This is a genomic window from Roseibium sp. LAB1 (assembly GCF_054658235.1).
In genome coordinates, this window is sequence record NZ_BAAGIB010000002.1 from 120,806 (window position 1) to 146,751 (window position 25,946).

Genomic DNA, 25,946 nt, shown 5'->3' on the forward strand with positions numbered 1-25,946 from the left:
GGCGGTCACCTTCAACGCGGGCAGGATCCTCCCTTGCCCGCGTTTTTTTGTCCGCGCTTTTGTTGCTCGCGTTTCATAATCGGATGCATGCAAGTGGCTGCCACGAGACGGTTGGTCACCCGCCTGTCGAACAATTGGCTGCGGACACCGGCAGGGGTTCAGGCTGCTGCAGCTCCGCAAGGGGCAGCGGCCTGTCGAACAGATAGCCCTGCAGGAATTCGCATCCCGCTTCCACCAGGAAGTCCCGCTGCGCCTCCGTCTCGACGCCTTCGCCGACACTCTGCATGCCCATGACCTTGGCCAGGCTCAGCATGGAGCGGACGACCATGTCCGCCTCTTCGTCCTCGCCGATGCGCGATACGAAGCTGCGGTCGATCTTCATCTTGTCGAAGCGATACTTGTGCAGGTAGTTGAGGCTGGAGAAGCCGGTGCCGAAATCGTCTATGGCCAGGCCGACACCCAGATCGCGCAGCTTGAGTATGGTGTCCCGCGTCTGCGCGCTTTCCTCCAGCATCAGGTCCTCGGTGATTTCAAGAATAAGGCGATCCGGCGGGAAGCCGTATTCTTGCAGCAGCGCTTCGACCTTTTCCGCGAAACCGCTCGTCTGGATCTGGCTTGTGCAGACATTGACGGAAACACCTGTCTGCGTCCAGTTGCCAGCATCGCGAAGCGCCCGCTCCAGAACCCATTCGCCGATCACAGGCATAAGTCCGGCATCCTGGGCAATCGGCAGGAACATCGCCGGCGGCACCAGCCCCCGGATCGGATGCCGCCAGCGGATCAGCGCTTCATAGAAGGCCAGTTCACCCGACCGGGCGTCGATGATCGGCTGGTAGAAAAGGTCGAATTGCTCTTCACGCAGGGCTGAATCAAGATCGACACGGATCTCGCGCCGTTCGCGCAGGTGGTCGTCCATGCGTTCGTCGTAAATCCGAAAGGAACTTTTCTGCTCCATCTTGCAGCGGTGAAGGGCGATATCAGCAGCGCGGATAAGGCCCGTCAATGTCTGGCCGTGGTCCGGGAAGCGGGCAATGCCGGCACTGACCGATGTCTCGATGCGCTTGCCTTCATAGTCGAACGGCTGACGCAGCTTTTCAAACAGCTTGCCGGCTTCCCGCATGGCCTGTTCCGGCGTTTCCCAACACTCCGTCAGGATCAGGAATTCATCGCCACCACTGCGCGCAACCAGATCGTACGGGCCGAGCAGGGATCTGATGCGTTCGGCCTGAGCGACCACCAGGCTGTCGCCCACGGTATGGCCGTGAATGTCGTTCACCTGCTTGAGATTGTCGACATCGAGATAAACAATCCAGGCGCTTCGCTGCTGATCCTTGCGCAGGGCCAGTCTCTTCGTCGCCGTTGCGTGGAAATATCCCCGTGTGACGAACCCTGTCAGCGAATCGTGATTGGCGGCATAACGGGCTTCCTGCTCCCGAGCGGCGAGCCGCGCCTTGGCGTTGGCGTTCTGCCGAAGGGCAATCAGGGCCACGGTGAGAATGACACCGAGCGACAGCAGGAGGACGGGTAGCGAAGACAGGATGATCGAGGATGCCTGGCTCATCGGATGCCAGGCCAGATAGCCGAGAACCGATCCCGCCCCGTTTTCAACCGGCGTGCCGATCATGCCGTCCGGGATTTCAGAAGCGAATTTCAGGTTGTCGAGGGCCAGGCTGGACAGGAGATTGCCGAGATGCACGGCATCGATCTCAAAGGCCGTTACGAGAACGTTCGGTGGTCCGAAGGACATTTCGATGCCGCCCGGGTCCGGCACGATCGCGAAGGCCGCAACGATGTGGGGGTGCCCGTTGATCTCGACGACGTCGATGGCGGAGACATCGGCAAGGGCACCGGCGAAACGGACCTCGTCCGTTCCCGACCGGACCAAAGCCCTGGCATAGTTCTCACGAATGCTTTCCAGCGTTCCGGTGAAAGGTGTCCGGATCTTCTCGAAAAAGTCTTCGGCGGCCTCGTTGCCATGGTAGGTCGAAGAAAAGACGATTTCGCCATCACGGTCCAGAAGCATCGTGTAGTCGTGGGGGAAATCCAATGCCATATCGACGCCGAAACGCGTCTTGATCCAGTCCAGCGACAGATTGGTATCGATGTTCTGATAGGCTGCGTTGGATGCGGCGTAGCGCTCCATCTCGCGCAGCAGAAGCTGTTTGTGATTTTGAAAGACGCGGGCGACCGACCGGGTTTCCCGCAACGCGGCTTCACGCTCAGCCACCACGACCTTGAACAGCACCGCACCGAAGGAAAAAATGACGGCACAGAACATCAGGATGATGACGAGGCCGGAAGAAATGCCGAACAGGCTTGAACGCATCCGGCGCGGTTCACCGGACACCGTTTCCGGCGCTGAATGAACCAAATCGAATTTGTCTGATTTTCCAGACAGCTCGCGCATTACGCTTTCAAAATCCCAAGGGTTCGTCAGCGAAACAGTCTGGTCACAAACACTTAATTTTTGGTGCCCTGGCGGGAATACGGCAAAGGCAGCCGGAACGGTAGACCGCTCCGGCTGCCTGAGAGACGTTACATCTTGTCGGTGACGACCGTTGTGGTGGCGCCTTCCGGCTCCTTGGTGATGACCGGATCGGACCCGCCGGACAGCAGGGACTTCACGGTGCGCTCATAGGCAGCCATGTCGAGCGTGCCGTCAGAGCCGTCAACCAGCTTGTTGATTTCGCCGACCATGCGGATCTGATGCTTTTCGGTCTGCGCACCGGTGGCGTCGTTTTCCAGAACGATTTCAGCAGCTTCTTCCGGGTGTTCGGCTGAATAGGCCCAGCCCTTCATGGAGGCTTTGACGAAGCGCGCAAGCTTGTCGACCATTGCCGGGTCGTCCAGGCTGGATTCCAGAACGTAGAGACCGTCCTCAAGAGTGGCGACACCCTGATCTTCATATTTGAAGACGATCAGGTCTTCCGCCGGAATGCCCGCATCGATGACCTGCCAGTACTCGTTGTAGGTCATGGTGGAGATGCAGTCGGCCTGCTTCTGCAGCAGCGGGTCGACGTTGAAGCCCTGTTTCAGGACAGTCACGCCTTCGTCGCCACCGTCGGTCGGAATGCCGAGCTGGCTCATCCAGGACAGGAACGGATACTCGTTGCCGAAGAACCAGACGCCGAGCGTCCGACCCTTGAAATCTTCCGGCGAGGTGATGCCGGTTTCCTTCAGGCAGGTCAGCATCATGCCGGATTTCTTGAACGGCTGCGCGATGTTGACGAGCGGCACACCCTTTTCGCGCGATGCGAGAGCGGACGGCATCCAGTCGATGATGACATCGGCACCGCCACCGGCGATGACCTGCGGCGGCGCAATGTCCGGGCCACCCGGCTTGATCGTTACATCCAGGTCTTCTTCTTCATAGAAGCCCTTGTCCTTGGCCACATAATAGCCGGCAAACTGGCCCTGGGTGACCCACTTAAGCTGCAGTGTCAGCTCGTCCGCGGCGTTGGCCGCGCCCGAAGCCAGGCTTGCGCCCAGGACGGACGCGAGCGCCAGACTTTTCAATGCCTTCATTGCCATTCCCCTACTGGTTATGGGCGAGCCGCTGTCGGACTCACCCTTCTCTGGAACTTCAAACCCTTGCCAGTGCAGACCTGAGCGCGGTTCCCGGCCGCCTGATCCTTTACCGGCAGTTTGGTCGCGTCCGGACGCCGGGGCATTTTGCCTTCTCGACGAACAGCGCTGACCAATTGGTCAAGAAAATCTAGAAAGGTGCCATGTCACTGGTCAAGGTTATTTTTTCATCAAGGCCATTTGGCCTACTCAAGACGAGCATAGGCGCCCTTAGTTCAAGTTGTGAAGACGGCCGACTAGATTTTTGGTTGCCTGACGTGCGGTCAGTCGATCCATACTTAACGGTGCATAGTGGGAGGAGATTGCACGGCCCGGATTCCCTTCGAATCCGCTGGTCGGCAATGCGAATGGACAAAAAACATGATTTCCAAATCAGCCCTGGATTACCAACCGTTGCCGCTGCCGGACCGGCGGATTTACGACGACAAGGAAATGCTGGCCCGCGCGCAGGACTTTTATGACGATGTCCGCACCCGCCATACTGTCCGGCACTTCTCTGATCGTCCTGTGGACCGCTCCATCATCGAAGCCTGTATCCGGGCGGCTGGAACGGCCCCAAGCGGCGCCAATCACCAGCCCTGGCATTTCGTGGCGATTTCCAATGCCGACCTGAAGCACAAGATCCGCCTGGCCGCCGAGGAGGAAGAACGCAAGTTCTATGACGGCGGCGCGGGCGACGAATGGATCAAGGCGCTGGAACCCATCGGCACCGATGCGGACAAACCGCATCTGGACATCGCCCCCTGGCTGATCGTGATTTTCGCGCAGCGCTGGGGAACCTTCGACGACGGCACCCGGTACAAGCACTATTACGTGCCCGAAAGTGTCGGCATCGCCACCGGCCTCCTGATCACTGCGCTTCACCACGCAGGCCTGTCGACCCTGACGCACACGCCCAACCCAATGAAATTCCTCAACGGGATCCTGAACCGTCCGGAAGCGGAAAAACCCGTGATGATCCTTGCCGTCGGTCATCCCGCGGAAGACGCAACGGTTCCGGCGGTTGCCAAGATCAAGAAGCCGCTGGAAGAAATCTTGAGCGTGTTCGAGGAGTAGGAGTATCAGCAGCGCCAAGTTGAGCTTCCAGAATGTCGCCCACGGGTGAGCGGCATGAAACCCGGGACCTGCTCATTTCCAGATTGCTGATGTGGCGGCAAGCCTCTCGTCGCAAATACCCTGCTCCAACAAGCGACACTGCGAGTAGGCCCCGGATCGGCGCTTCGCTTGTCCGGGGTGACATTGGTGCGCGTCGTCAGGCCCTGTAGCGTGATGGCCCCGGCTTCACCACGGTAGGGAAACTCAACGCACGGAACCTTGCAGTTCACCCCGTCACAAGCGTCGGGGCGGCGCCGACATTGGCCTTGATCTTCTCGATCAGATCCTTGCGCTCCGGACTGCCGTCGGCGGCGTAGTTGAGGTTCTTGAAGAGGGACGTCTGCTCGGTGAAGAACTTGCGGACAGCCGCCTTGTCGTTGAAGGCAAAATCGGTGCGGGCAATGCGGTAGACCAGATCGAAGGTTTCCTGCTGGCGTTTCAATGGTGCCGACACGTCGACATCGTCGAAGGCGTCCTGCTGCAGATAGACCATGTCGAGGAACAGCGCCTTCTGTTGCAGGACGAAGTCCTCGGTCGAAACGCCTTCCTCGCCCGTTACCTGCATCATGCGGGTGATCTCATCGCCCTTGCGCAGAAGTTCGATCATCTCGGAAACGCGCGGGACCCAGTCCGGGCCGATATTCTGCTGGTACCAGTCGTTGAGCTGAATGTGGTACCGCGACCAGGACAAAAGCGGGTCGACTGCGGGATAGAAGCGCTTGTAGGCCCGCTCGGAAGACAGGCCCAGGAAGGTCTTGACCGTGCCAAGGGTCGACTGGGTGACGGGTTCCTCGAAATTGCCGCCGGCCGGTGACACGGTGCCGATCATGGTGAGGCTGCCGGTCTCGCCACTGGCGGTGCGCAAGACGCCTGCACGCTCGTAGACACCCTTGATGGCACTGTCGAGATAGGCGGGAAACGCCTCTTCACCCGGAATTTCCTCCAGACGACCGGAGGTTTCGCGCATGGCCTGGGCCCAGCGGGAGGTACTGTCGGCGATCAGGAGCACGTCATAGCCCATCTGCCGGTAATATTCGCCAAGCGTGATGCCGGTGTAGATCGACGCCTCGCGGGCTGCGACAGGCATGGAGGACGTGTTGCAGATGATGACCGTGCGATCCATCAGCGTGCCGTCGCCGGACGGGTCCGGCTGGTGCGGGAACTCGGTGATCGTTTCCACCACCTCGCCTGCACGCTCGCCGCAGGCGACCACGATCACGATGTTCACTGCCGAGAAGCGTGAAATCAGCGATTGCAGCACCGTCTTGCCCGCGCCGAAGGGGCCCGGAATGCAGCCCATACCACCCCGGGCGATGGGAAAGAAGGTATCGATCAGACGCAAGGTGGTGATCAGCGGCTCACTCGGGTAAATCCGCTCGCTCTGACCGGCCTTCACCAGCGCTTCCGGGATCGCCCGGCGGACCGGCCAATGCTGGACCATGGTGAGGTCTCTGGTTTCGCCGCGATCGTTCTTGAGCGTTGCCACCACCTCGTTGATGGTGAAGGTGCCTTCGCGGATCCGGTCCACCGTCCAGGAACCGGTCGTGACGAAGGGAACCATGATCCGGTGTTCGAACCTGCCTTCGGGAACCGTGCCGAGCGTTTCCCCGGCTTTGACCACGTCGCCGGACTTCACCTTCGGCTCAAACGACCATTTGCGGTTCTGGTCAAGTGCATTGGTGAGCACACCCCGCGGCAGAAAGAAGCCATGCTCGACCGCAATATCCGCCAGCGGGTTCTGCAGGCCGTCGAAGACGGTGCTGAGCAGACCCGGCCCGAGCGCGACGGACAACATCTCGCCGCTCTGGATCACCTTGTCGCCGACCCGGACCCCTGCCGTGCTTTCGAACACCTGCGCTTCCGCCGACTTGCCGCGCACGCGCAGAACTTCGGCCTTCAGATACTCACGCGGCTTGCCGTCCCGCTCCGGGCCGTGCGGAATGATATAGACCACTTCGTTCTTGATGAGGGGCGCGGAGCCGAGCGGCGACAGCGTGACAAGGTCGTCCTGAACGGCGACAATTTCCGCGGTCGGTTCGGGTAGCTGAACATGGCTCGTCATGAAGAGGCTCCCTCAAGGGCAGAAGCAAGGTCTGAGAAAAGATCCGGCCGGCCGGCTTGTCTGTCGCCGTCTGTCTTGCCGCCAAGGGCTGCCGCCACCAGCGTCGCCAGCCGAGTACGGGCATCGGCCTCGTTGTAGCGCGACCAGCGTTCGACGATCACCCAGCGCAGCACGTAGATCGCCACGGCTTCGAAATCGAATTCGTGCAGGTTGCCGTAATGGCTGAGCTGACGGAACACCTGCGTCAGGACAAGACGTTCCATCGCGATGTGGTCGCCCGCCTTCATCAACCGGTGCGCCTCGCCCACCCACGGCATGAAATGGCCGAGGCCAAACGCCGGATCGCTCCAGTTCGCCTTGATCTGGCTGCACCAGCGGCCAAAGCCCCAGTTTACGATGTCTCCGGCGCTTTCCTGTCCGTCCCGCCGGCGGCGCAGCGCTGCAATGAGCGTTCGGGTTTCCATGCGCGCACCGACGAGGTGCTGCAGATCCGGATAGGCCTGGAGATCCGCAAGAACCCTGTTTGCCCGACGGATCACGTCGATGTCCCGGTCGATAGCGGCAACGCCGGCCCAGGCCGTCACCTCCACCATTTCACGCAGCAGACTTGCATGGTCCGGTTCAAGCATCGACAGGCGCTGTTTCAGCCGAAACCCCGAGATCGGCACATCCTTGCGCGAGAACAGCTTGCCGAGATGGGGCAAACTGGTGACCAGCGCGATATATTGGTGCGGCCGGCTCATGTCAGCGGAGCACCCCTTCCATAACCGCCCTGAGGCGTGGTTGCAGGTGCCGCTTCAACAGTGTTGCGATGGCCTCTTCCGTCAGATCGATGGAGACATCCCTGTCGGTCAGCTTCACCTTGATGCCGTCGAAGCCCGGCGCGGTGGAGAAAGTGACCCCTTCCCGCAACACCTCGCCCGCCAGCGCGATCACGAAGTGGGTGAGCGTTCCAGGCTCGACCGCCTCGGGCGATTGCTTCAGCTCCTCGAAGGTGACGACTTTCTCCGGCAGGACGATTTCCATCGGCTCGCTGTCGCGGACCGAAGCATTTTCCTTCGCGTTGGCGGCCATCGCCAGAATGAGGTTCTTCAGGAACTCCTGATCGGCAAGGGTGGTTGCCACCAGCCGTCCGGCTTCCTGCTGGATGCGGTCGCCAAGCTCGTTGCGCAGGCTGAGGACAAGATCACGCGCGGCAACCTTCAGCCCGTCTTCGGTCGCCGCTTTTTCGCGGGCCGCCTCCGCCCTTGCGTCGGTCAGCAGGCCGTCAGCCTTCTGCCTTGCTTCCTCAACGATCGCTTCCGCCTTTTCACGGGCCTTGGCCAGGATGGCGTCGCCTTCCGACTGGCCGGCGGCCACGCCTTCGGACTTCAGTCGTTCGATCAAGGCCTGGACACCGGCGCCAGCGGCGTTTTCCAGGTCAGCCGTTGCATCATGTTTGGACATTGCCGTCTCCTGTGGCTTCTGGTCCTACGCGGGGATCGAGCCGGACAGAACCAGCGCGAAGACGAGAGCAAAAACCGAGAACCCTTCCAGAACCGCAGCCGGCGCGAGCGAAATACCGAAGATTTCCGGCTTGGCCTTGGATGCATGGATGGCCGACGCGAGCACCTCTCCCTGGCGGATGCCGGTGTAGAGCATCGTGACGCCGGACAGGAGACCGATGCCGAAAAGCGCGGCGCCATTGGCTGCATCAATGGTGGGCTGCTGTAGCGAGAACATGATCACGATGCCGTAGATCACCTGGGAGGACGGCATCAGCGAAACGCCGATGAACCGGCCGTATCCGCCGTCACTGTCCAGCATGGCACCGATCGCGGCGCTGCCGGCAAGGGCACAGCCCCAGGCACTGCCGATGGCTCCGAGGGCGACCGGTGCGAACAGCCCAAACCAGCCGAGAGCCACAACGAATTCGTTCACAGGCGTGTCTCCTCTTTCTTGAACGGGCGGAAGGGCGTGCCTTCGTCCTTCAAACCCCAATTGAAAAATTCAATGACATTCAAACGCAGGCCGTGCACGCAGCCGGCGATCAGCCCCAACCCGATGTTGATGGCATGTCCGAGCACCAGAACCGCGATGGCGATGAGCAGACCAACGCCCGGAACCGCGTGGTTGAGCTGGCCCGACAGCGAATTGATGGTTTCGGCGAGAGACGCTGCCGCGAGGCCCAATGCAAACAAGCGCATGTAGCTGAGCACATCCGAGAAAATGTTCACGATACGAGCCAGTGACGCGAGACCGTCGAAGATCCTGAGGCCACCTGTCTTGAACGATGTCACCTTGCGGTCGCTGCCGAAGATGCCGACCAGCAAGAGACCGGCAACCACAGCAACCGGGCCGGCGATGGCGATGGACGTGTCCTGCCCGAGGAACGTCCCCAGGCCGCCCAGCGCCACGAGGCACCAGCCGGCAGGCTGCAGACGCCCGCTCAGGGTCTGTTCATGCCAGGCACGCATCAGGTTGGCGATGACGATATGAATTACGCCGATGGTCAGCGTTATCTTCATCATCGTGTCCACGTCTTTCAGATGAAGCACTTTCAGGTGGGCCAGGAATGTGCCCTCCGGTGGCGCGACACCGAAGTAACTGCCCGTTGCCACGCCGAAGGCCGCTGTCGAGATCGCCAGCCAGACCGACATCCGGAACATGCGACGGCCCAGCGCGGAGCCCTTGAACCGGCCGCGGAACAGGAACAACAACACAAGCAGCAGCAGACCGTAACCTGCGTCCGTCATGATCATTCCGAAGAAGATCACGAAGGAAACATAGACAATCGCCGAGGGGTCCCAGCCTCTGTAGCCGGGTGTCTGGTAGAATTCGACCAGATCCTCACCTGCTTCCAGCGCGGGTCTGTTTTCAAGAAGGGTCGGCGGCGCATCCGCATCGTCCACGTCCGTCACCAGAAGCGCGATGCCGAGACTGTCCGCAAGCCGGAGGACCTCGGCGACCTGATCCTGTCTCGCCCAGGCCTGAAGCACGAAGACCCGCTCGGTGTCCGCTGTTTCAAGCGATGCCCTGCGGCGGGCGGAATGGTCGCGGGCGGCAGCAAGGTTCTGCGCCAGAACGAACCGCCATTTTGTGAGTGCCTGACGCTGCAGTTCCAGCTCTTCCAGTTGAATGGCGGCGTCTTCCAGTTGACGGCGCAGTACCGAAAGAGCCTCGGCACCCACATGAACACGTGGCACCGGCATGGCGTTTGCTGGAGGCTCTTCGGGGGACAGCAGGACGATGTAGCTGCGATACTTGTCGCGATGGACGATCTCCAGGATCTTGTCCGTGGGATCGACCTGTTTGAACTTGGCGTTGGGCACCACATAGAACCAGAGCCGGTGCTCACCGATTTCGGCCAGATCTGAAAAACTGAACTCTCCCCAGGGCTCCACATCCTGAATGCGCTGGTCGAGCCGTGCCACCCGGTCTTCGCAGTCGCGGAGTGCCTTGCGGTTGGCAAGCGTCTTTTCGACAACAGCCTCCAGGTCGAAGTCGTCGGGATGGGTCACGGGACGCCGTTGTGCCTGACTGTCCATGAGCCAGCGCAGGGCTTCAGTCGCCTCGCGCCCCCGACCCGCCGGAACGGCCTCCAGTTCCTTTTGTGCAGATGTCAGCGGGATCAGATGCAGGGCGCCAAATTCCTGCGCAGCTTCCAGCACCTTGTCCTTGTCTTCGAGGATGCCGACCAGGTTCACCTTGACGAGCGGGACGATGGTCATATCTCTGCCACCGAGGATTCGGCACCGCGCGCCGCAGTCTTGCGTTTGGAGATCTTCGCGCGGACCACCGCATCACGCTCCGCGTCGGCGAGGGCCATGCGGATTTTCTTGATGTTACGCTCCGCCTGCGGGATCAGCACCTTTTCGAACAGGTTGACCCGGCGCGAGATCACCGCTTCGGCCTCGATCAGAGACGCAATACGCTCCCTGGCGATATCCCGTTCCTTGTTGAGCCGCAGCAGCTGCTGCATGCCCTCCACATAGGGGTCGACCCAATGCGGTCGTGCCAGCCGGGAATAGGGTTCCGTCTCGACCTCGACATTCTCCAGTACCGGCAGCCGTGTGCCGGACAGGTTCTGTTCGCCCACGACGGCCCGCTTGAGTACCACCAGCCCTTCCAGCGGCACGTGTTCATTGGCGAGCATCGGCAGGTCGTGAGCAAGCGCGTTGAAACGCGCTTCATATTCAGCCTCAAGCCGGACGACCGTTTCCTTCGCCTTGGCGCGCTCGGCCATGATCTGGAGCCGCTTCAGCTCAAGTGACGGAAGAAAGCGCTTGTATTCCGAGAGCTGTCCGCTTTCCCGAGCCAGTGACGACTTGTTGAGGGCCAATCTGGCCATCAGGCAGCCTCCACATCAGACGTTCCCGCGGCAGGTTTCTGTTTGGGGAAGTATTTGTCGATCAGCCCCTGTTTCATCAACAGCTGTTCCGGCTGGAAGCATTCGGCAAGCGTTTGCCAGCACAGGTCGAGCGCCTCTTCCAGAGGCAGGGCAACGTTGATATCCATGAAGCGTTCCCGAAACAGGCCACCGAATTTCAGGAGCTGGCGGTCGTATTCCGACAATTCGAATGCCATGGACTGCTTCTGCTCCGCATCGCGTGCCCCGGAATAGAAGCGGATCATGGTGTTCATAATCTGGTTGTGGTCCTCGCGCGTCACCTTGCCGATCACATGCTGCTTCAAGCGCGACAGCGACCCGAACGGATCAAGCACCCCGCTGTGCAGATAAAACTGGCCTTCGGTGATGTAGCCGGTGTTGTCCGGAACCGGGTGGGTGACGTCATTGCCCGGCATCGTGGTGACCGTCAGGATGGTGACCGAGCCCGAGCCCTTGAAGTCGCATGCCTTTTCGTAACGCCGGGCAAGCTGGGAATAAAGATCGCCCGGATAGCCCCGGTTGGCGGGAACCCGCTCCATGGCGATGGAGACTTCCTTCATGGCGTCTGCAAAGGCCGTCATGTCCGTGAGCAGCACCAGCACACGCTTGCCTTCCTCAACGGCGAATTTTTCCGCCACCGCAAGCGCCATGTCCGGAACCTGCAGACGCTCGACCACCGGGTCGGACGCCTGGTTGATGAACATCACCGTGCGCGGGAAAACGCCTGCATCCTCGAACTGCTGCCGGAAGAAGGCATAGTCGTCGAAGATCAGACCCAGGCCGCCGAACACCACGATGTCCGCATCTGCCTGAATGCCGATACGGGCCAGAAACGGGTTATAGGGTTCGCCGGAAACGGAGAAGATCGGGATCTTCTGGCTTTCCACCAGACAGTTGAAGACGTCGATCATCGGCACGTCGGTGCGGATCATGCGCGAGGCAAGCACACGCTTCATCGGATTGGCGGAGGGACCGCCTATCGGCACGGCGGGATCACTGGGCAGATCCGGTCCCCGGTCAATCGGCTGACCGGCCCCGTCGAACACGCGGCCCAGGATATTGTCGGAATAGGTGACCTTGGCCGGCTCGCCCAGGAAGCGCACGGATGCGTTGTTCGCCAGCCCCTTGGTCCCGGAATTGACCTGCAGCGAAACCATGTCGTGGTCGATGTTGATGACCTGGGCGAGAGATGTGGCACCGTTGCCCGCGTCGACCAGCGCCAGATCACCCAGGCACGGACGTCCCTCCGACTCGCTTTTCGTCGAAGACACCTGAATGCGAATGATATCGCCGACGATATCGACAATCCGCGTATGGGAGACCAGCATCTACGCCCCCTTGAGAAAGAAATTACCTCAAACCGGGCCGAACCCGCTCTGTTGCACCGCAAACCATCTTAGGCGGGTTTTTCTGGCTCGCACAACCGGTTCCAGTGTGCAGTCACGGCTGAGCTTCAACCGGAATGAAGTTAAGAGAGAAATGATTGCATTCGTATGACCTGCATCAAAGCTGCCGTCTCCAGGGCCGGGCACTGCGTTTTTACAGTCCTGCGAAATCGCCTGCATGCGGGCAAGCAACGGCTTCCTTGCGCAGGCTTGGCTGCGAAGCAGACGGATCCCGACGCGGACAAGTGCCTTCAGAACAGTTCGACGGCATTTTGCATAAATTTAAAGAAATTTTTAAGAATACTACCCGATATTTTACCTAGATTCCTGAATATTAACTGTTGGATTTTTCGGCTCAAACTTGATTCGCATCGACATCTAAACGTTTCTGTGGCGGCCTCGCTGTAATTCCGCCCACTGCACTTCGTTGCTACCCGAGAGGAAACCTTTTGTGCATGCGCCAAACCACCCGGATAGGTTTAAACCAAGTTGCAGTCGCCATTTTTTCTTCACTTTTGTTAAAATGTGATGTTTTTTGGCTTAGTGCTTTGAAATTCCCCGACATCCGGTTGCACAACCCATGCCGGTAACCCGGTCGCGACATTGGCGGCCCTGGAGGAAACGTTGACGGACCAAGTGACAGATCACGCCCTCGAACTGCGTTCATCGTCCGAGAAAACAGGGCAGGCCCGCATCGACCGAAACGGCAATCGCTCGGAAGGTGTACCGACCAGGCCCGATGACCGCACTCCTCCGGTGCGAAGCGACATCGGCACAATCCTCCTTCACTGGACGCTGGTCGTTGCGATCGTCACCAGCCTGCTGACCGGTTTGCGTCTGTCTACCGATGCGGAAAACGCCTGGTTCTCGAAACTGTTCGAGCCGATCCTGCCGCAGGGCGAAATCTGGACCTGGCACTATGTGTCGGCAATCTTCGTGCTCGCCGTCATTTTCGCCTATGCGGCCTATATGACGCTTGGCCGCCTGAAACGGCGCATTTCTTCCAAGAAGATCGTGGTGCTGACGCTTCCAGCCAGTACGAAACTGCGCCTGGCCGCCGTCAACGTGATTGCCTACTGGATCCTTTTCGCTGCCGTGCTCACCCTGTCGGCAACAGGTGTCCTGCTCTATCTCGGACATGGCGGCATCTGGGTGACGGTTCACTACACGGCCGCTCTCGTAGTGCTGACCTATATCGTTGCCCATGTGGTGCTGCATTATTGTTATGGCGGCATTGCCCAGTTGCTGCGGCTGTTCCGGCCACAGGCCCTGCGCCGGTTCCCGGGCATGAGTCGTCATCCGCTGGCGATTGCCACCGCGCTCGGCGCAGTCGTGCTGATTGGCGCCGTCAGCCTCGACTTCGGGACGCGTGACAGCCTTGTCGTTGCCAAAGGCTCCACCCTGCCCGTTCTCGACGGTCAACTGGATGACGCGATCTGGCAGGACGCCGTTCCGGTTTTCATCCGGACCCAGCAAGGCTCGAACCTGGACGGTACGGGCGAAACGACGGTTGAGGCGCGGGCCGTGCAGGTGGGCGACAAGATCGCTTTCGCATTTCGCTGGGAGGACAAGAACCGCTCCTTGAAGCGGCATCCGCTGATCAAACGCGAAGACGGCTGGCACATGTTGAACAACCGGGCCGACATTTCCGACGAGACCGCCTACTACGAGGACAAGTTCTCGGTCGCCTTTTCGACCACCGACGCATTTGGCGGCGGCGGCTCCACCCATATGGGACCGCACCCGCTGAGTGGCAAACCGCGGGCCTTCACGGGGCGCGGCCTGCATTACACGACCGATGGCAGCCTGGTCGACGTGTGGCAGTGGAAAGCCTCGCGTGGCGGCATGCTGGGACACGTCGACGACATGCATTTCGCAACACCCGTGGAACCGAACGAAGCGCAGGCTGCCGGCAAGAGCCGCTACAGTGCCGGCTACAACCCTGACGAAGGAAAAGCGTTCTACGTCTACAACTACATTGGCGATCCCGTGACCCATTATCACGGTACGGTTGGCGTACGGCGCCTCCCGGCCGATTACAACAAGATGACGTCCCTGATGGGCACCATCAACCTGTCCACCGAAGTGGGCGAGGAAGAAGGCGCGCAGTGGTGGATGTTCGAAAGCGAAAGCGTGCCCTATTCACCGGAAAAAGATGCGGAAATCCCTGTTGGAACCGTTATTCCCGGCGTCCTGATCCAGGGCGAATATTCCGGCAGCCGGGCGGATCTCGCTGGCGGCTCGAAATGGCAGGACGGCCACTGGACGCTTGAAGTGATCAGGGACATGGACACGGGCCAGAGCCAGGATCTGGCGATGAGAGACGGTCTCTTCATGTGGGTGTCTGCGTTTGACCATAACCAGACCCGTCACACGCGCCATTCCCGCCCCGTGCGGCTGACGTTCAATTGACGCCAGCTGTTCCCGCCTTTCGTGTCTTTCCCTGACGTTTCTTTCAACGGATGTAATCACCCATGTCGAAAAGCACCTGCACGGTCACCATCAACGGGAAGGCCATCAAGGCCAATGTCGGCGATACGCTGATCGACGCCGGCCTCGGTGGACGTCTCGTCATTCCGCACGATTGCTGTTCCGGCCAATGCGAAACCTGCCGGGTACGCGTCCTGAGCGGGCAGATCGACGACATGGGAACCCGGGAAAAGGACACTGTGCTCGGATGCCTGTCGGTCCTGGTAGGGGATGCCGAGATCGCCTATGACCCGGTGCCGCTGGTGAAGACCACGAAGGGAACGGTGGAAAGCGTCCGGCCGATCAAGGACGGGTACCTGGAAGTCCGGGTCAAGACGGTTCGTCCCGTGCCCTGGCTGCCGGGGCAATATCTGCGTGCGACCTTTGCCGGGTATCCGCCGCGCGACTATAGCCCCACAACCCCGCTCAACCTGGATGCGGAAGAAAATGTCCTTGTGTTTCACATCAAGGTCTATCCGGACAGCGTCGTTTCCTCGAAATTGGGCAAGGAGATTGCCAAGGGACATGCCGTCAAGCTGCGCGGTCCGTTCGGCAATGCGTTCCTGCGGCGGCAGCCGAACCCGATCCTGCTGACCTCCACCGGTACCGGTTTCGCACCGATCTGGTCGATTGCCGTTGCCGCGAGCCTGGGCCAGACCGGCCGTGAAATCCGCATTGTCGCCGGGTCGAGAACAAGGGACGGGATCTACATGCGTGATGCAGTCCGCTGGCTGCAGAGCCGCGGCATTCCGATCACCCTGACAGCAAGCGACGGTGACGACGAGACAGTGAGAAAGGCCCGCCCGCACGAACTGGCCGGCCCGCTGACACCTGATCATGTCGTCTATTCCGCAGGCGCGCCGTCTCATGTCGACGCCATGCGGGAAATCGCGCTGAACGCCGGAGCGACGTTCTATGCCGACCCCTTCTTCGTGGCGGAACAAGACAACGGCCTGCTGGCTCTAGCCGGCAACCTGATCCGGAAAGCGTCCGCCCCCTTCACCTCTGCTTCTGCAGGCTGAAGATCGAGTGCTGAAGTCCGGGCCCTGGGTCAGGGCCCTGGGTCAGGGACTTGCTGGAAGTACGTTCAACCGGGAGTGCTTGAGCACCCGCTGAAAGGCGCTGACGTCCGGAATCCTCTGATCCCGGTCCGGTCGAACGGGGCGGAGCTTCGGAAGATTACTGAGCCGCCGTCGTCAGCGTGCGTTCCCCGGCAAAGATCAGCTCTTCGGTACACGTGACCGGCATCGGCCTGCCGAGATAATACCCCTGCGCCTCGGTACAACCGATATCGGTCAGCATGTCGAGAAGCTGCTTGGTCTCCACACCTTCGGCGGTGGTGGTCATATTGAGGTTGTTCGCGAGCTCGATAACCGCTTTCACGATCGAAATGGAATCGTCCGAGTAGGCCATCGACCGGACAAAGGACTGGTCGATCTTGATCTTGTCGAACGGGAACCGGCGCAGGTAACTGAGTGAGGAATACCCGGTCCCGAAATCGTCCATGGAGACTTTCACCCCCAATGATTTGGCCTGGTGCAGCGAATCCAGAACGTCTTCGGAATCCGTAAGAAGCACGCTTTCGGTGACTTCCAGTTCGAGCCGTTCTGCTTTGAGCCCCGTTTGAACCAGGGCCTCGATCAGCACCGGACCAAAGGCATGGCCACGCAGCTGACGGGGAGACAGGTTGACCGCGATCCTCAGGTGATCCGGCCACTTGGCCGCAATCCGGCAGGCTTCCATCAGAACCCATTCGCCCAACTGGGTGATCAGGCCCGTGTCCTCGGCCAGCGGAATGAAGTCTGCCGGGGACACCATTCCCCGTGTCGGGTGGTTCCAGCGCACCAGAGCCTCGAAGCCTGAAATCCGGTCGTCCACGAGCGTGTATTGTGGCTGGAAGTAAAGCTCCAGTTCGCCATTGGCGACCGCGGATCTGAGATCTGTAATGAGTTCGCGCCGGTCGTTGACGGCCGTGCCCATGTCTTTCTCGAAGAACCGGTAGGTGTTGCGGCCGTCTTCCTTGGCCCTGTAAAGCGCCAGATCCGCCTGCTTGAACAATTCGTCGCCCGCCGTGCCGTCGGCCCTGGCAACGGTGATGCCGATACTGACACCGATGACGATCTCATGATCCGTGATCTGGAATGGCTGGGAAATCTCCCAGATGACCGACTGAGCCAGTTCCTCGACATCCTGCAGCTTGCAGGGCAGGCCGGTGAGGATCGCAAATTCGTCGCCGCCCAGGCGAACCACAACATCCTTGCGACCAAGCAGGGTGCGCAGACGCTCCGCAACCTGTCGCAACAACTCGTCACCAATCGGGTGCCCAAGACTGTCGTTGACCGTTTTGAACTCGTCCAGATCGAGACACAGAATGGCGAACTCGCCCCCCTTGACCAGTTGCTGGTTCAACAGCATGTCCAACTGGTCGCGGAACTCGATACGGTTCGGCAGCTGGGTCAAAAGGTCGTGGCGTGCCAGGAACGCCAGCCGGTCGCGCGCCTCCTGCCGTTCGGTGATATCCTCGGAGATCGCCACCCAGCCACCTTCGGCCAAAGGCTGGCGTGTGGTCAGAACGATCCGGCCCGAGCGGATCTTCACCATTTCAGTGCTTTGCGAACCGCTGGACTGCCTGTGTTCGGAAAGGCGAGCCTCATGCAGCGCCTTGTCTCCGGTCTCAACGGCATCCACCTTCTGCAGCGCCGCAAGCTGGGCAGCCGTCATGCCCGGCATCACCTTGCCCGGCTCAACTTCGAACAATTCGGCATAACGCTGGTTCGACACGATCAACCTGCCATCTGCATCGAACATGCAAAGGCCGTGGGACATGTTGTTGAGCGCCGCATCGAACAGCACGTTCTGCTCTCGCAACTGGGCTTCCTGGGAGCGCAAAATGGAGTTCTTCTCGTGCACGCGCTCGCGCAGCGCGTCGCGTTCCTTCACCGATTTCTGCAAGGAGACGACGGAGCGGGCGATGTCACCGACTTCGTCCAGCCGCTCGGTTCCAACTACATGGCTTTCAAAATCACCCGTTGCGATGCCGGACAGCACCCGGGTGATCTTGGTCAGCGGCCTGGTGATCTGCCGGGACATGAGGAAGGCGACCCCCGCAAAAGCCACCAGCGCAATCAACCCGAACAGGAACAGCCGCCGGAGCAACTTGGCTTCCTCTTCCGTGCCGATGCGCGTCAGTTTGTGCTGGATTTCGGTCAGCGCCTCGATAGGTGTCAGCGCGCAGACAGTCATCGGCGCGACAGGCACGCCGCATTCGATGACATGGGCACCACTGACGGTGATGTTTGGTGTTTCAGGTGACCTCGCCAGATCCGGCAGCTTGCCGGAGAAATTCGCGGCGGAAAGGATCTGCCCATCGTAAAGGATTGCCATTTCGAAGGAATTGATCTTTGCAAGATCCACCAGAAGCGGCTCTTCCGGTCGCAGCCAGCGCTGCCCGACAAGCCCGCCGATCACATAGCCGAAATCGTCGAAAACGGGCACGAACACGACCTGCGAAACTTCATTGACCTGATCTCCGGGCACAAAGACACCTGTTTCGGACCGGGGCAAAACACCGGTGTAGGTCAGTTTCTGGCCCGGAAAGCTGTCTTTCAGCGACTTGGTAACCTCGCCGAAGAAGCTCAGACCCGACATCTTCGAGCCCAGTTCGACAAGATCGGCGGAATAGGAGGAGGCACCAATCACACGGCCCTCCTCATCCAGAACAACGATGCCGTCCATATCCGCCAGTTTCGCCGCCGGGCCGAGCAACTCCGACATGGCCACGACGTTGCGCGATTCAACGGCCTTGGCGGTGTCCACCCTTTCCGACAGGGCGTCTATCCGTCGAAGCCTGTCCTGAAACAGGAACTCCATGCGGGTTCCGGCCAGTTTCACGTCCGCAGAGAGCGTTTCCAGAAGGCGGGACCGGGAAAGCTCCAGAAGCTCGGCTTCCTGCCGCTGCATGCTGTCTTCAAGCTGAAACGCCACCAACCCGATAAGACCGGCAAACGCACACACCGCCGTAATAACGGCGCCGTATGTGTAATGCCAGAGGAGGGATGAGTGACGTATCATGTTGACCAATTGCGTTAGTTGCTGACGGGCACGCCACCGTAGTTGCTGATCAATGTGTGAGCCTGACCGGACTGGGCAAAGTCGATGAAGGCTTTCATTTCCTCATCCAGCGTGCCTTCCTTGTAGATCAGGGCGAGGGTCCCTGAACTCGGGTAGCCGTCTTCGGTCGGGTGGTGGCCGTCGATCTTCAAGACCGACAAGCCTTCCTCAAGCGACTTCGAATAGGGTCCGAAGGCAATCGCACCTTCGACTTCACGCGCGCTGGAAATCGCTTCCTGAGTGGTAAGGGCGGTTTTCGAGCGTGGTGAGAATTGCAGATCCGTCCAGCCGGGCATTGTCGCCTGCAAAACCTGCAAAGTGCTGTCGGCATCTTCGCGCCGGACAAGACGGACGCGCAGATCGGCCCCCCCGAGCTCAGACCAATTGGTGATGTCACCGGAATAGAGTTTGACGAGCTCGTCGCTGGTCAATTCCTTTATGCCAGTGGATGGATGGGTGAAGATTGCACTGGGGATTTTTGCAATCGGCAAATAAACGAGGCCATTTTCCACCTCGCTGTCCTTCAACGGGCGGGCGACCCGCCCCAGCCGCTCTGTCCCGGAACTGACGGCAGCGATACCGCCACCGGACCCGATACTGGGTGGAATATCAAGGTTGATATCGGGATTGCTCTTGACAAATCCTGCTCCAATTTCCTGAAGCATTTCAAGGCCATCACCAGTGCCGACAACCTTTAGCTGAGATTGCGCCGGTGCGATGTCAGTCTGTAGGAAAAAAGTGCAAAGGGACAATGCCAAGGCAAAAGCCAAACTACGCATTTTTATCACCCAAAAATTGACGGTACTATCTAGAGTGACATGTTCAAGTTAATTAAATACTAAACCCCCGAGATAAATTACAATAAATATGTAATAAAATTTAAGTTTCGAAATAAAAATAAAATAACGAGGAAAATAAAATACGCTCAGCTGCGGGCAATATTTGCCTAGTGGGAATATTTTACCGATCCAGAAAAACTATTTGCCAAACCAAAGAACCGATCCACATGACCTAACTGCAGGAAAGCAAGATCAATACGCTTCGTCTTTGGATTTTCTGACTCCAGTAACGGCGCATTGCATGAAATAAGCTGCAAGCGAGATAGATGCCTGACCAACATTCACACCGTTTCCGAGTAGAAGATTGCGATACAACCGGCCTGCAACCGCGTTCATTTGCCGTTTTGTCTTGCCTGCTCGCAGGTGAACGGTGACAACATTTGCATTCATGGTGTCAGCGGAGCCGCGCTGGCCCGGACGACCAGGTCCACATCGACCATGACCGGCTCCATCGCGGCTTCTTCCGTGACGTGTGCGGTGTCGATGCGGTCCAGCAAAAGGTCGACGGCCCTGGCTCCGAGAGCCCGTCTGTCCTGCCGGACGGTCGTAAGAGCGGGAACATAAAACTCGGAGAGCTCGATATCGTCGAAGCCGACGACTGAAATGTCGTCCGGTACGCGCAGGCCGCTAGCGGTCAGGGTCGACATCAGACCGAAGGCTACCTGGTCCGACGCGCAGAAAACAGCCGTCGGCCGGTCATTCATCTTCAGGATTCGCTCGCCCGCCATCCGTCCGGAATTCAGTGAGAAATCGCCGCGGATGATCCATTCCTCACGCGCAGGCAGTTCCAGCCTTGCGCGCTCCGTCAGCATGCCTTCGCGCCGGGCATGTGTAAGGACGTTTTCCTCCGGGCCCGTAATGTGGGCGATCTTGCGATGACCGAGGTTGTAAAGATGCCGGACGGCAAGCTGCGCCCCGCGGACGTTGTCGCTGCGCACGGAGGGTAACCGGACGTCATGAGCCCATTCACAGGCAAAGACGATCTTGCCGGAAACGCCGTTGTCCTCGAACAGCTGAAGTTCCTGGCGGGAGATTGCCCCGTCCAGACAGATCATGCCGTCGATCTGGGCATCCAGAAAATAGTCGACGACATGTTTGCCGCTGGTCGCGTGGCCACTGGTGTCGGCAATCAGGACCGAATAGTCGCGGTCACCGAAGGAGGCGCTGATACCGGCAAGGATCTGGGAAAAGAACGGGTTTCCGAGATTTGGCACCAGCACGAGAATGGCGCCTGCCTGCTGGGTGCGCAGGTTTCGCGCCGCCCGGTTGACCCGATATCCCGTGGACCGGATGGCTGCAAAGACAGTCTCGCGTGTTCCCTCGCTCAAAAGTTCCGGATTGCTCAATGCCCGGCTGACTGTCGCCGTCGACACGCCTGCTTCCCGGGCAACATCCTGAATTCTTGCAATTTTCTGGGCCAAGACCTGCTCCGGTTTTTCTCTTGTTATTGCCTTGGTTCTTGTCACCAAGTCTGTTGCTTCGCCCTCGAAGCTGTCTGACCCAACATTCCGGGTTGACACACGACCGTTTCCCGAGAATGATGAATGTAATCGATTACATATAGCATACAATAAAATGTAATCGATTACAAAATGCGGTGGAGGCCGCATAGTGAGGACAATCGAACATATCACGTTCGATGGGAGGAAATGATGAAAGCACTACGTGCAGTTTTTGCAGCAACCACCGCCCTTTGCGCAGCAACGGCCGCCAATGCGACCGACCTGGAAGTCACCCATTGGTGGACATCCGGCGGCGAAGCGGCTGCAGTCGCTGAATTCGCCAAGGCATTCGACGCGACCGGCAACAAGTGGGTCGACGGCGCCATTGCCGGCTCCGGCGGCACGGCACGGCCGATCATGATCAGCCGCATCACCGGTGGTGACCCGATGGGCGCAACACAGTTCAACCACGGCCGCCAGGCAGAGGAACTGGTGGAAGCCGGCCTGATGCGCGACCTCACGGACATTGCGGAAGAAGGCAACTGGAAAGAAGTCATCCATCCCTCCAGTCTGCTCGACAGCTGCACGCTGGACGGCCGGATCTTTTGCGTGCCGGTGAACATCCACTCACAGCAGTGGCTATGGCTCAACAACAAGGTGTTCGAGGACAACGGCCTGGCGGTTCCGACCAACTGGGACGAATACGCCGCCGCCGCACCGAAGCTTGAAGAGGCAGGTATCGTGCCGCTCGCCATGGGGCAGCAGCCGTGGCAGACGACACTGGCGTTCCAGGTGCTTCTCACCGCGCTCGCCGGACCGGAAGCCTATACAAAGATCTTCGGCGAGAAGGATGCCGAGCTTGCTGCCAGCGAGGAACTGGCAAAGGTTTTCCAGGCCGCCGCGACCGCTCGTGACATGTCCAAGGACTCCAACGTTCAGGGCTGGAACGATGCCACTACCATGGTCATCACCGGCAAGGCCGCAGGTCAGATCATGGGTGACTGGGCCCAGGGCGAGTTCCAGGTCGCCGATCAGGTTGCCGGCAAGGACTACACCTGCCTGCCCGGCCTCGGTGTCAACGAGGTCATCATGACCGGGGGAGACGCGTTCTACTTCCCGAAAGTGGACGATCCGGCCATCACCGAAGCACAGGGCGAACTGGCGAAGGTCATGCTCTCCCCTGAAACCCAGGTCGCCTTCAACCTGAAGAAAGGCTCGCTGCCCGTGCGCGGCGACGTCGATCTGGCGGCTGCAAACGACTGCATGAAGAAGGGCCTCGACATCCTGGCCAAGGGCAATGTCATCCAGTCTCCGGACCAGCTGATGTCGGCCGACAGCCTGACCCAGGTGAACGATCTCTTCGTCGAGTTCTTCAACAATCCGTCCATGTCCGCTGAAGACGCACAGGCGACGTTCGCCTCGATCGTCGGCAACGCCGACTAACAGCGACAAAGGCCCCGTCGTCCGAGCCTCACGTCACCGGAATTCCGGTGGCCGCGGCCGGGCGGCGTCCTCCAGCCCTGCGCGCTTCGGCGCGCAGGGATCGCCCGACATCACCCTGGACGACGTCTCGACAAGGAAGTTTTCGGCATGGCCGCAGCTACGCGCCCCGCGAGGTGGCATCGGAACATCAGCGCCAAGGTGGCCGCGATTCCGATGATCATCACCGCCGTGGTGGTCTTCATCGGTGGAACCGCCTGGACGGTTCTTTATTCCTTCACCAACTCCAAGCTCCTGCCGCGTGAGAAATTCGTCGGGCTTGCCCAGTATGACCGGTTGTGGAGCAGCAGCAAATGGCTGATTTCCATCGAGAACCTGGCCATCTACGGAGCTTTCTCGCTGATTTTCTCGCTGCTGATCGGCTTCATGCTGGCGGCTCTGCTCGACCAGAAGATCCGCTTCGAGGACACGTTCAGGACAATCCTTCTCTATCCCTTCGCGCTCAGCTTCATCGTCACAGGTCTGGCCTGGCAGTGGATTCTCAATCCCGACTTCGGCATTCAGCACGTGGTGCGCAGTCTCGGCTGGGAGAGTTTCAACTTCGACCCGCTCTACAATCCCGAGATCGTCATCTATGGCATCCTGATCGCCGGCCTTTGGCAGGGAACCGGGCTGATCATGTGCCTGATGCTGGCCGGCCTGCGAGGCATTGACGAGGACATCTGGAAGGCCGCCAAGATCGACGGCATTCCGATGTGGAAGACCTATCTCTTCATCGTCATTCCGATGATGCGCGGCATCTTCATCACCGCGATCGTGCTGATCGCCTCCGGCATTATCAAGGTCTACGACCTGGTCGTCGCCCAGACCGGCGGAGGACCCGGCATCTCCTCCGAAGTTCCGGCCAAATACGTCTACGACGCCATGTTCCTTTCGCAGAATCTCGGTCAGGGCTTTGCCGCCTCCACCATGATGCTGCTCACGGTCATCATCATCGTCGTGCCCTGGGCCTACCTCGAATTCGGAGGCAAGCGGAAATGACCAAGACCCCCCACCTCCTGAAAGGCTCCATGACATACGATACCGCGATGGAAACCGGTCCCGACCGGGCCCTCCGGCACGGCGACGGCACCTCGTCCGGCAACCGCATGGTTGAAGGCCCCGCCGGCCGCAAGCCACGCAAGGCGCTGTCCCGCCGGAACATCCTGATCTACGGCACGCTGATCATGGTCTGCCTCTACTACCTGCTGCCGCTCTACGTGATGATTGTCACCTCCTTGAAGGGCATGCCGGAAATCCGGCTGGGCAATATCTTCGCACCGCCGGTCGAGGTCACGTTCCAGCCATGGGTGAAAGCCTGGGCGGAAGCCTGTACCGGCCTCAACTGCGATGGCCTGTCACGCGGCTTCTTCAATTCGGTGAAGATCCTGGTGCCATCGGTGATCCTGTCGATCGCGATTGCCTCGGTGAACGGCTACGCGCTTGCCAACTGGCGCTTCAAGGGATCGGAAACCTTCTTCGCAATTCTGATCGTCGGAGCCTTCATTCCCTATCAGGTGATGATCTATCCGATCGTCATCATGCTGCGGGAAATCGGCCTTTACGGCAGCCTGACCGGTCTGGTGATCGTGCACACCATCTTTGGCATGCCCATCCTGACGCTGCTGTTCCGAAACTACTTCGCGTCCGTACCGCAGGAACTGTTCAAGGCGGCGCGCGTGGACGGGGCCGGGTTCTGGGCGATCTACTTCCAGATCATGGTGCCGATGAGCCTGCCGATCTTCGTTGTTGCCATGATCCTGCAGGTGACCGGCATCTGGAACGACTTCCTGTTCGGCGTGATCTACACCAAGCCGGATCTCTATCCGATGACGGTGCAGCTCAACAACATCGTCAATTCCACGCAAGGGGTGAAGGAATACAACGTCAACATGGCCGCGACGATTCTGACAGGCCTCGTTCCCCTCACCATCTACTTCATCTCCGGAAAACTCTTCGTGCGCGGCATCGCCGCCGGTGCGGTGAAAGGCTAACGAGACAACCCATGGAACCAAGCATCTCCATCAAGAACCTTTCCCTGAGTTTCGGTAACCTCGACGTTCTGAAGGATCTCAACCTGGATGTCGGACAGGGCGAGTTTCTCGTGCTGCTCGGCTCTTCGGGCTGCGGAAAGTCCACCCTGCTGAACTGCATTGCCGGGTTGCTGGACGTCACCGGCGGTCAGATCTTCATCGGTGAGCGCAATGTGACCTGGGCCGAGCCGTCCCAGCGCGGCATCGGCATGGTGTTCCAGTCCTATGCGCTTTATCCGCAAATGACCGTTGCAGGGAACCTCAGCTTCGGTCTGAAGAACGCGGGACTGCCAAAGGCGGAAATCGAGGAAAGGGTCAGCCGGGCGGCAAAGGTCCTGCAAATCGAACCGCTGCTCAACCGCAAACCGGCCGCGCTTTCCGGTGGCCAGCGCCAGCGTGCCGCCATTGGCCGGGCACTTGTGCGCGACGCGGACGTTTTCCTGTTCGACGAACCCCTTTCCAACCTGGACGCCAAGCTTCGCGCGGATCTGCGGGTCGAGATCAAACAGCTGCACCAGAAGCTGTCCAACACCATGATCTACGTCACCCACGACCAGATCGAGGCCATGACGCTGGCGGACAGGATCGCGATCATGCGGGGTGGCCAGATCCTGCAGTTGGCCTCGCCCAACGAGATCTACAACAGACCCGCCAACAAATACGTCGCCGAGTTCATCGGATCGCCGACCATGAATTTCTTCGAAGGCACCCTGGAAGAAACAGGTGGCAAGTACCGGTTCTCGACCGGCGGCAAGTCCTTTCCGCTCGATGGCTATGCCTTTCAGGATGGTCCCCCGGCAGCCGGTTCCGCCTGGTTCGGCATCCGTCCGGAGCACATGGTCACCGGCGCGGAGGCTGACACGGCGCTTGTGCGGTTCGACGGCCAGGTGGAACTGGTCGAACCGCTCGGTTCGGACACGCTTGTCCGCTTCACCGCCGGCGACAAGGCACTCTGGGTCCGCATGGACGGACAGGCGAATGTCCGGCACGGCGATGCCATCACGGTCGGCTTTGATCCCGCCCGCGCAAATATTTTCGACAAAACAACTGAATCCCGGCTCTAGACCGGCCTCCTCTA

The 25,946-nt window shown here is 59.7% G+C and carries 19 protein-coding genes; 7 read left to right on the forward strand and 12 right to left on the reverse strand.

Features of this window, described 5'->3' with window-relative positions; genetic code table 11:
• Positions 1 to 115: 115 nt before the first annotated feature.
• Entirely contained in the window at positions 116 to 2,407 is a 2,292-nt protein-coding gene (locus tag ACYQ54_RS10600) for a putative bifunctional diguanylate cyclase/phosphodiesterase (RefSeq protein ID WP_460081932.1), read from the reverse strand.
• Positions 2,408 to 2,535: 128 nt separating this feature from the next.
• Positions 2,536 to 3,525 carry an ABC transporter substrate-binding protein gene (locus tag ACYQ54_RS10605; RefSeq protein WP_460081933.1) on the reverse strand — a complete coding sequence of 330 codons (990 nt, stop codon included), beginning with the start codon at positions 3,523 to 3,525 and terminating at the stop codon, positions 2,536 to 2,538.
• 420 nt (positions 3,526 to 3,945) lie between these two features.
• Here ACYQ54_RS10605 and ACYQ54_RS10610 point away from each other — a divergent pair, with 420 nt between their 5' ends.
• Complete coding sequence (locus tag ACYQ54_RS10610; protein WP_460081935.1) at positions 3,946 to 4,641, forward strand: nitroreductase family protein; 696 nt, start codon at positions 3,946 to 3,948, stop codon at positions 4,639 to 4,641.
• A gap of 265 nt (positions 4,642 to 4,906) precedes the next feature.
• Here the strand turns inward: ACYQ54_RS10610 and ACYQ54_RS10615 are convergent, their stop codons facing one another.
• The 7 genes from ACYQ54_RS10615 to ACYQ54_RS10645 are packed head-to-tail and all read right to left on the reverse strand — an operon-like array spanning position 4,907 to position 12,439.
• On the reverse strand, positions 4,907 to 6,742 hold the full coding sequence (locus ACYQ54_RS10615) for a V-type ATP synthase subunit A (protein ID WP_460081937.1): 1,836 nt from the start codon (positions 6,740 to 6,742) through the stop codon (positions 4,907 to 4,909).
• Entirely contained in the window at positions 6,739 to 7,485 is a 747-nt protein-coding gene (locus tag ACYQ54_RS10620; protein WP_460081939.1) for a hypothetical protein, read from the reverse strand. Before ACYQ54_RS10620 ends, ACYQ54_RS10615 begins: the two co-directional genes overlap by 4 nt.
• Position 7,486: 1 nt before the next feature.
• Positions 7,487 to 8,188: a hypothetical protein gene (locus ACYQ54_RS10625; RefSeq protein ID WP_460081941.1), complete on the reverse strand. Its 702-nt coding sequence runs from the start codon at positions 8,186 to 8,188 to the stop codon at positions 7,487 to 7,489.
• A 24-nt stretch (positions 8,189 to 8,212) separates the two neighbouring features.
• A complete protein-coding gene (locus ACYQ54_RS10630) occupies positions 8,213 to 8,662 on the reverse strand; it encodes an ATP synthase subunit C (RefSeq protein WP_460081944.1) in 450 nt (149 codons plus the stop codon).
• Positions 8,659 to 10,452: a V-type ATP synthase subunit I gene (locus ACYQ54_RS10635; RefSeq protein WP_460081946.1), complete on the reverse strand. Its 1,794-nt coding sequence runs from the start codon at positions 10,450 to 10,452 to the stop codon at positions 8,659 to 8,661. The genes ACYQ54_RS10630 and ACYQ54_RS10635 overlap by 4 nt, the downstream gene beginning before the upstream one ends.
• Positions 10,449 to 11,072, reverse strand: a complete 624-nt coding sequence (locus tag ACYQ54_RS10640) for a V-type ATP synthase subunit D (RefSeq protein WP_460081948.1) — start codon at positions 11,070 to 11,072, stop codon at positions 10,449 to 10,451. Before ACYQ54_RS10640 ends, ACYQ54_RS10635 begins: the two co-directional genes overlap by 4 nt.
• Positions 11,072 to 12,439 carry a V-type ATP synthase subunit B gene (locus ACYQ54_RS10645; protein ID WP_460081951.1) on the reverse strand — a complete coding sequence of 456 codons (1,368 nt, stop codon included), beginning with the start codon at positions 12,437 to 12,439 and terminating at the stop codon, positions 11,072 to 11,074. Before ACYQ54_RS10645 ends, ACYQ54_RS10640 begins: the two co-directional genes overlap by 1 nt.
• 681 nt (positions 12,440 to 13,120) lie before the next feature.
• On the opposite strand from ACYQ54_RS10645, the gene ACYQ54_RS10650 reads away from it, so the two are divergent.
• Both ACYQ54_RS10650 and ACYQ54_RS10655 read left to right on the forward strand, forming a co-directional pair.
• Entirely contained in the window at positions 13,121 to 14,908 is a 1,788-nt protein-coding gene (locus ACYQ54_RS10650) for an ethylbenzene dehydrogenase-related protein (protein WP_460081953.1), read from the forward strand.
• 62 nt (positions 14,909 to 14,970) lie between these two features.
• On the forward strand, positions 14,971 to 15,987 hold the full coding sequence (locus ACYQ54_RS10655; RefSeq protein ID WP_460081956.1) for a 2Fe-2S iron-sulfur cluster-binding protein: 1,017 nt from the start codon (positions 14,971 to 14,973) through the stop codon (positions 15,985 to 15,987).
• A gap of 157 nt (positions 15,988 to 16,144) precedes the next feature.
• Here ACYQ54_RS10655 and ACYQ54_RS10660 read toward each other — a convergent pair whose 3' ends face one another.
• The 3 genes from ACYQ54_RS10660 to ACYQ54_RS10670 form a co-directional block, all read right to left on the reverse strand.
• Entirely contained in the window at positions 16,145 to 18,925 is a 2,781-nt protein-coding gene (locus ACYQ54_RS10660) for a bifunctional diguanylate cyclase/phosphodiesterase (RefSeq protein ID WP_460081958.1), read from the reverse strand.
• Positions 18,926 to 19,050: 125 nt separating this feature from the next.
• Complete coding sequence (locus tag ACYQ54_RS10665) at positions 19,051 to 19,854, reverse strand: PstS family phosphate ABC transporter substrate-binding protein (protein ID WP_460081961.1); 804 nt, start codon at positions 19,852 to 19,854, stop codon at positions 19,051 to 19,053.
• A 446-nt stretch (positions 19,855 to 20,300) separates the two neighbouring features.
• Positions 20,301 to 21,335 (reverse strand): LacI family DNA-binding transcriptional regulator, encoded by a 1,035-nt coding sequence (locus ACYQ54_RS10670; RefSeq protein WP_460081963.1) that lies wholly within the window; start codon positions 21,333 to 21,335, stop codon positions 20,301 to 20,303.
• 228 nt (positions 21,336 to 21,563) lie between these two features.
• On the opposite strand from ACYQ54_RS10670, the gene ACYQ54_RS10675 reads away from it, so the two are divergent.
• The 4 genes from ACYQ54_RS10675 (at position 21,564) to ACYQ54_RS10690 (ending at position 25,932) form a co-directional block, all read left to right on the forward strand.
• A complete protein-coding gene (locus tag ACYQ54_RS10675; RefSeq protein ID WP_460081965.1) occupies positions 21,564 to 22,799 on the forward strand; it encodes an ABC transporter substrate-binding protein in 1,236 nt (411 codons plus the stop codon).
• Positions 22,800 to 22,946: 147 nt separating this feature from the next.
• On the forward strand, positions 22,947 to 23,837 hold the full coding sequence (locus tag ACYQ54_RS10680) for a carbohydrate ABC transporter permease (RefSeq protein ID WP_460081966.1): 891 nt from the start codon (positions 22,947 to 22,949) through the stop codon (positions 23,835 to 23,837).
• Positions 23,838 to 23,944: 107 nt separating this feature from the next.
• Complete coding sequence (locus ACYQ54_RS10685; protein ID WP_460084745.1) at positions 23,945 to 24,829, forward strand: carbohydrate ABC transporter permease; 885 nt, start codon at positions 23,945 to 23,947, stop codon at positions 24,827 to 24,829.
• Between the two features lie 11 nt (positions 24,830 to 24,840).
• Positions 24,841 to 25,932, forward strand: coding sequence for an ABC transporter ATP-binding protein (locus ACYQ54_RS10690; protein WP_460081968.1), 1,092 nt, complete (start codon positions 24,841 to 24,843; stop codon positions 25,930 to 25,932).
• Positions 25,933 to 25,946 lie beyond the last annotated feature (14 nt).

What these genes read in the sequence shown, in the direction of transcription:
- ACYQ54_RS10600 (WP_460081932.1), bottom strand. Translation starts at nt 2,407, where the DNA reads ATGCGCGAGCTGTCTGGAAAATCAGACAAATTCGATTTGGTTCATTCA.
- ACYQ54_RS10605 (WP_460081933.1), bottom strand. Translation starts at nt 3,525, where the DNA reads ATGAAGGCATTGAAAAGTCTGGCGCTCGCGTCCGTCCTGGGCGCAAGC.
- ACYQ54_RS10610 (WP_460081935.1), top strand. Translation starts at nt 3,946, where the DNA reads ATGATTTCCAAATCAGCCCTGGATTACCAACCGTTGCCGCTGCCGGAC.
- ACYQ54_RS10615 (WP_460081937.1), bottom strand. Translation starts at nt 6,742, where the DNA reads ATGACGAGCCATGTTCAGCTACCCGAACCGACCGCGGAAATTGTCGCC.
- ACYQ54_RS10620 (WP_460081939.1), bottom strand. Translation starts at nt 7,485, where the DNA reads ATGAGCCGGCCGCACCAATATATCGCGCTGGTCACCAGTTTGCCCCAT.
- ACYQ54_RS10625 (WP_460081941.1), bottom strand. Translation starts at nt 8,188, where the DNA reads ATGTCCAAACATGATGCAACGGCTGACCTGGAAAACGCCGCTGGCGCC.
- ACYQ54_RS10635 (WP_460081946.1), bottom strand. Translation starts at nt 10,452, where the DNA reads ATGACCATCGTCCCGCTCGTCAAGGTGAACCTGGTCGGCATCCTCGAA.
- ACYQ54_RS10640 (WP_460081948.1), bottom strand. Translation starts at nt 11,072, where the DNA reads ATGGCCAGATTGGCCCTCAACAAGTCGTCACTGGCTCGGGAAAGCGGA.
- ACYQ54_RS10645 (WP_460081951.1), bottom strand. Translation starts at nt 12,439, where the DNA reads ATGCTGGTCTCCCATACGCGGATTGTCGATATCGTCGGCGATATCATT.
- ACYQ54_RS10655 (WP_460081956.1), top strand. Translation starts at nt 14,971, where the DNA reads ATGTCGAAAAGCACCTGCACGGTCACCATCAACGGGAAGGCCATCAAG.
- ACYQ54_RS10660 (WP_460081958.1), bottom strand. Translation starts at nt 18,925, where the DNA reads ATGCAGCGGCAGGAAGCCGAGCTTCTGGAGCTTTCCCGGTCCCGCCTT.
- ACYQ54_RS10665 (WP_460081961.1), bottom strand. Translation starts at nt 19,854, where the DNA reads ATGCGTAGTTTGGCTTTTGCCTTGGCATTGTCCCTTTGCACTTTTTTC.
- ACYQ54_RS10675 (WP_460081965.1), top strand. Translation starts at nt 21,564, where the DNA reads ATGATGAAAGCACTACGTGCAGTTTTTGCAGCAACCACCGCCCTTTGC.
- ACYQ54_RS10680 (WP_460081966.1), top strand. Translation starts at nt 22,947, where the DNA reads ATGGCCGCAGCTACGCGCCCCGCGAGGTGGCATCGGAACATCAGCGCC.
- ACYQ54_RS10685 (WP_460084745.1), top strand. Translation starts at nt 23,945, where the DNA reads ATGGTTGAAGGCCCCGCCGGCCGCAAGCCACGCAAGGCGCTGTCCCGC.
- ACYQ54_RS10690 (WP_460081968.1), top strand. Translation starts at nt 24,841, where the DNA reads ATGGAACCAAGCATCTCCATCAAGAACCTTTCCCTGAGTTTCGGTAAC.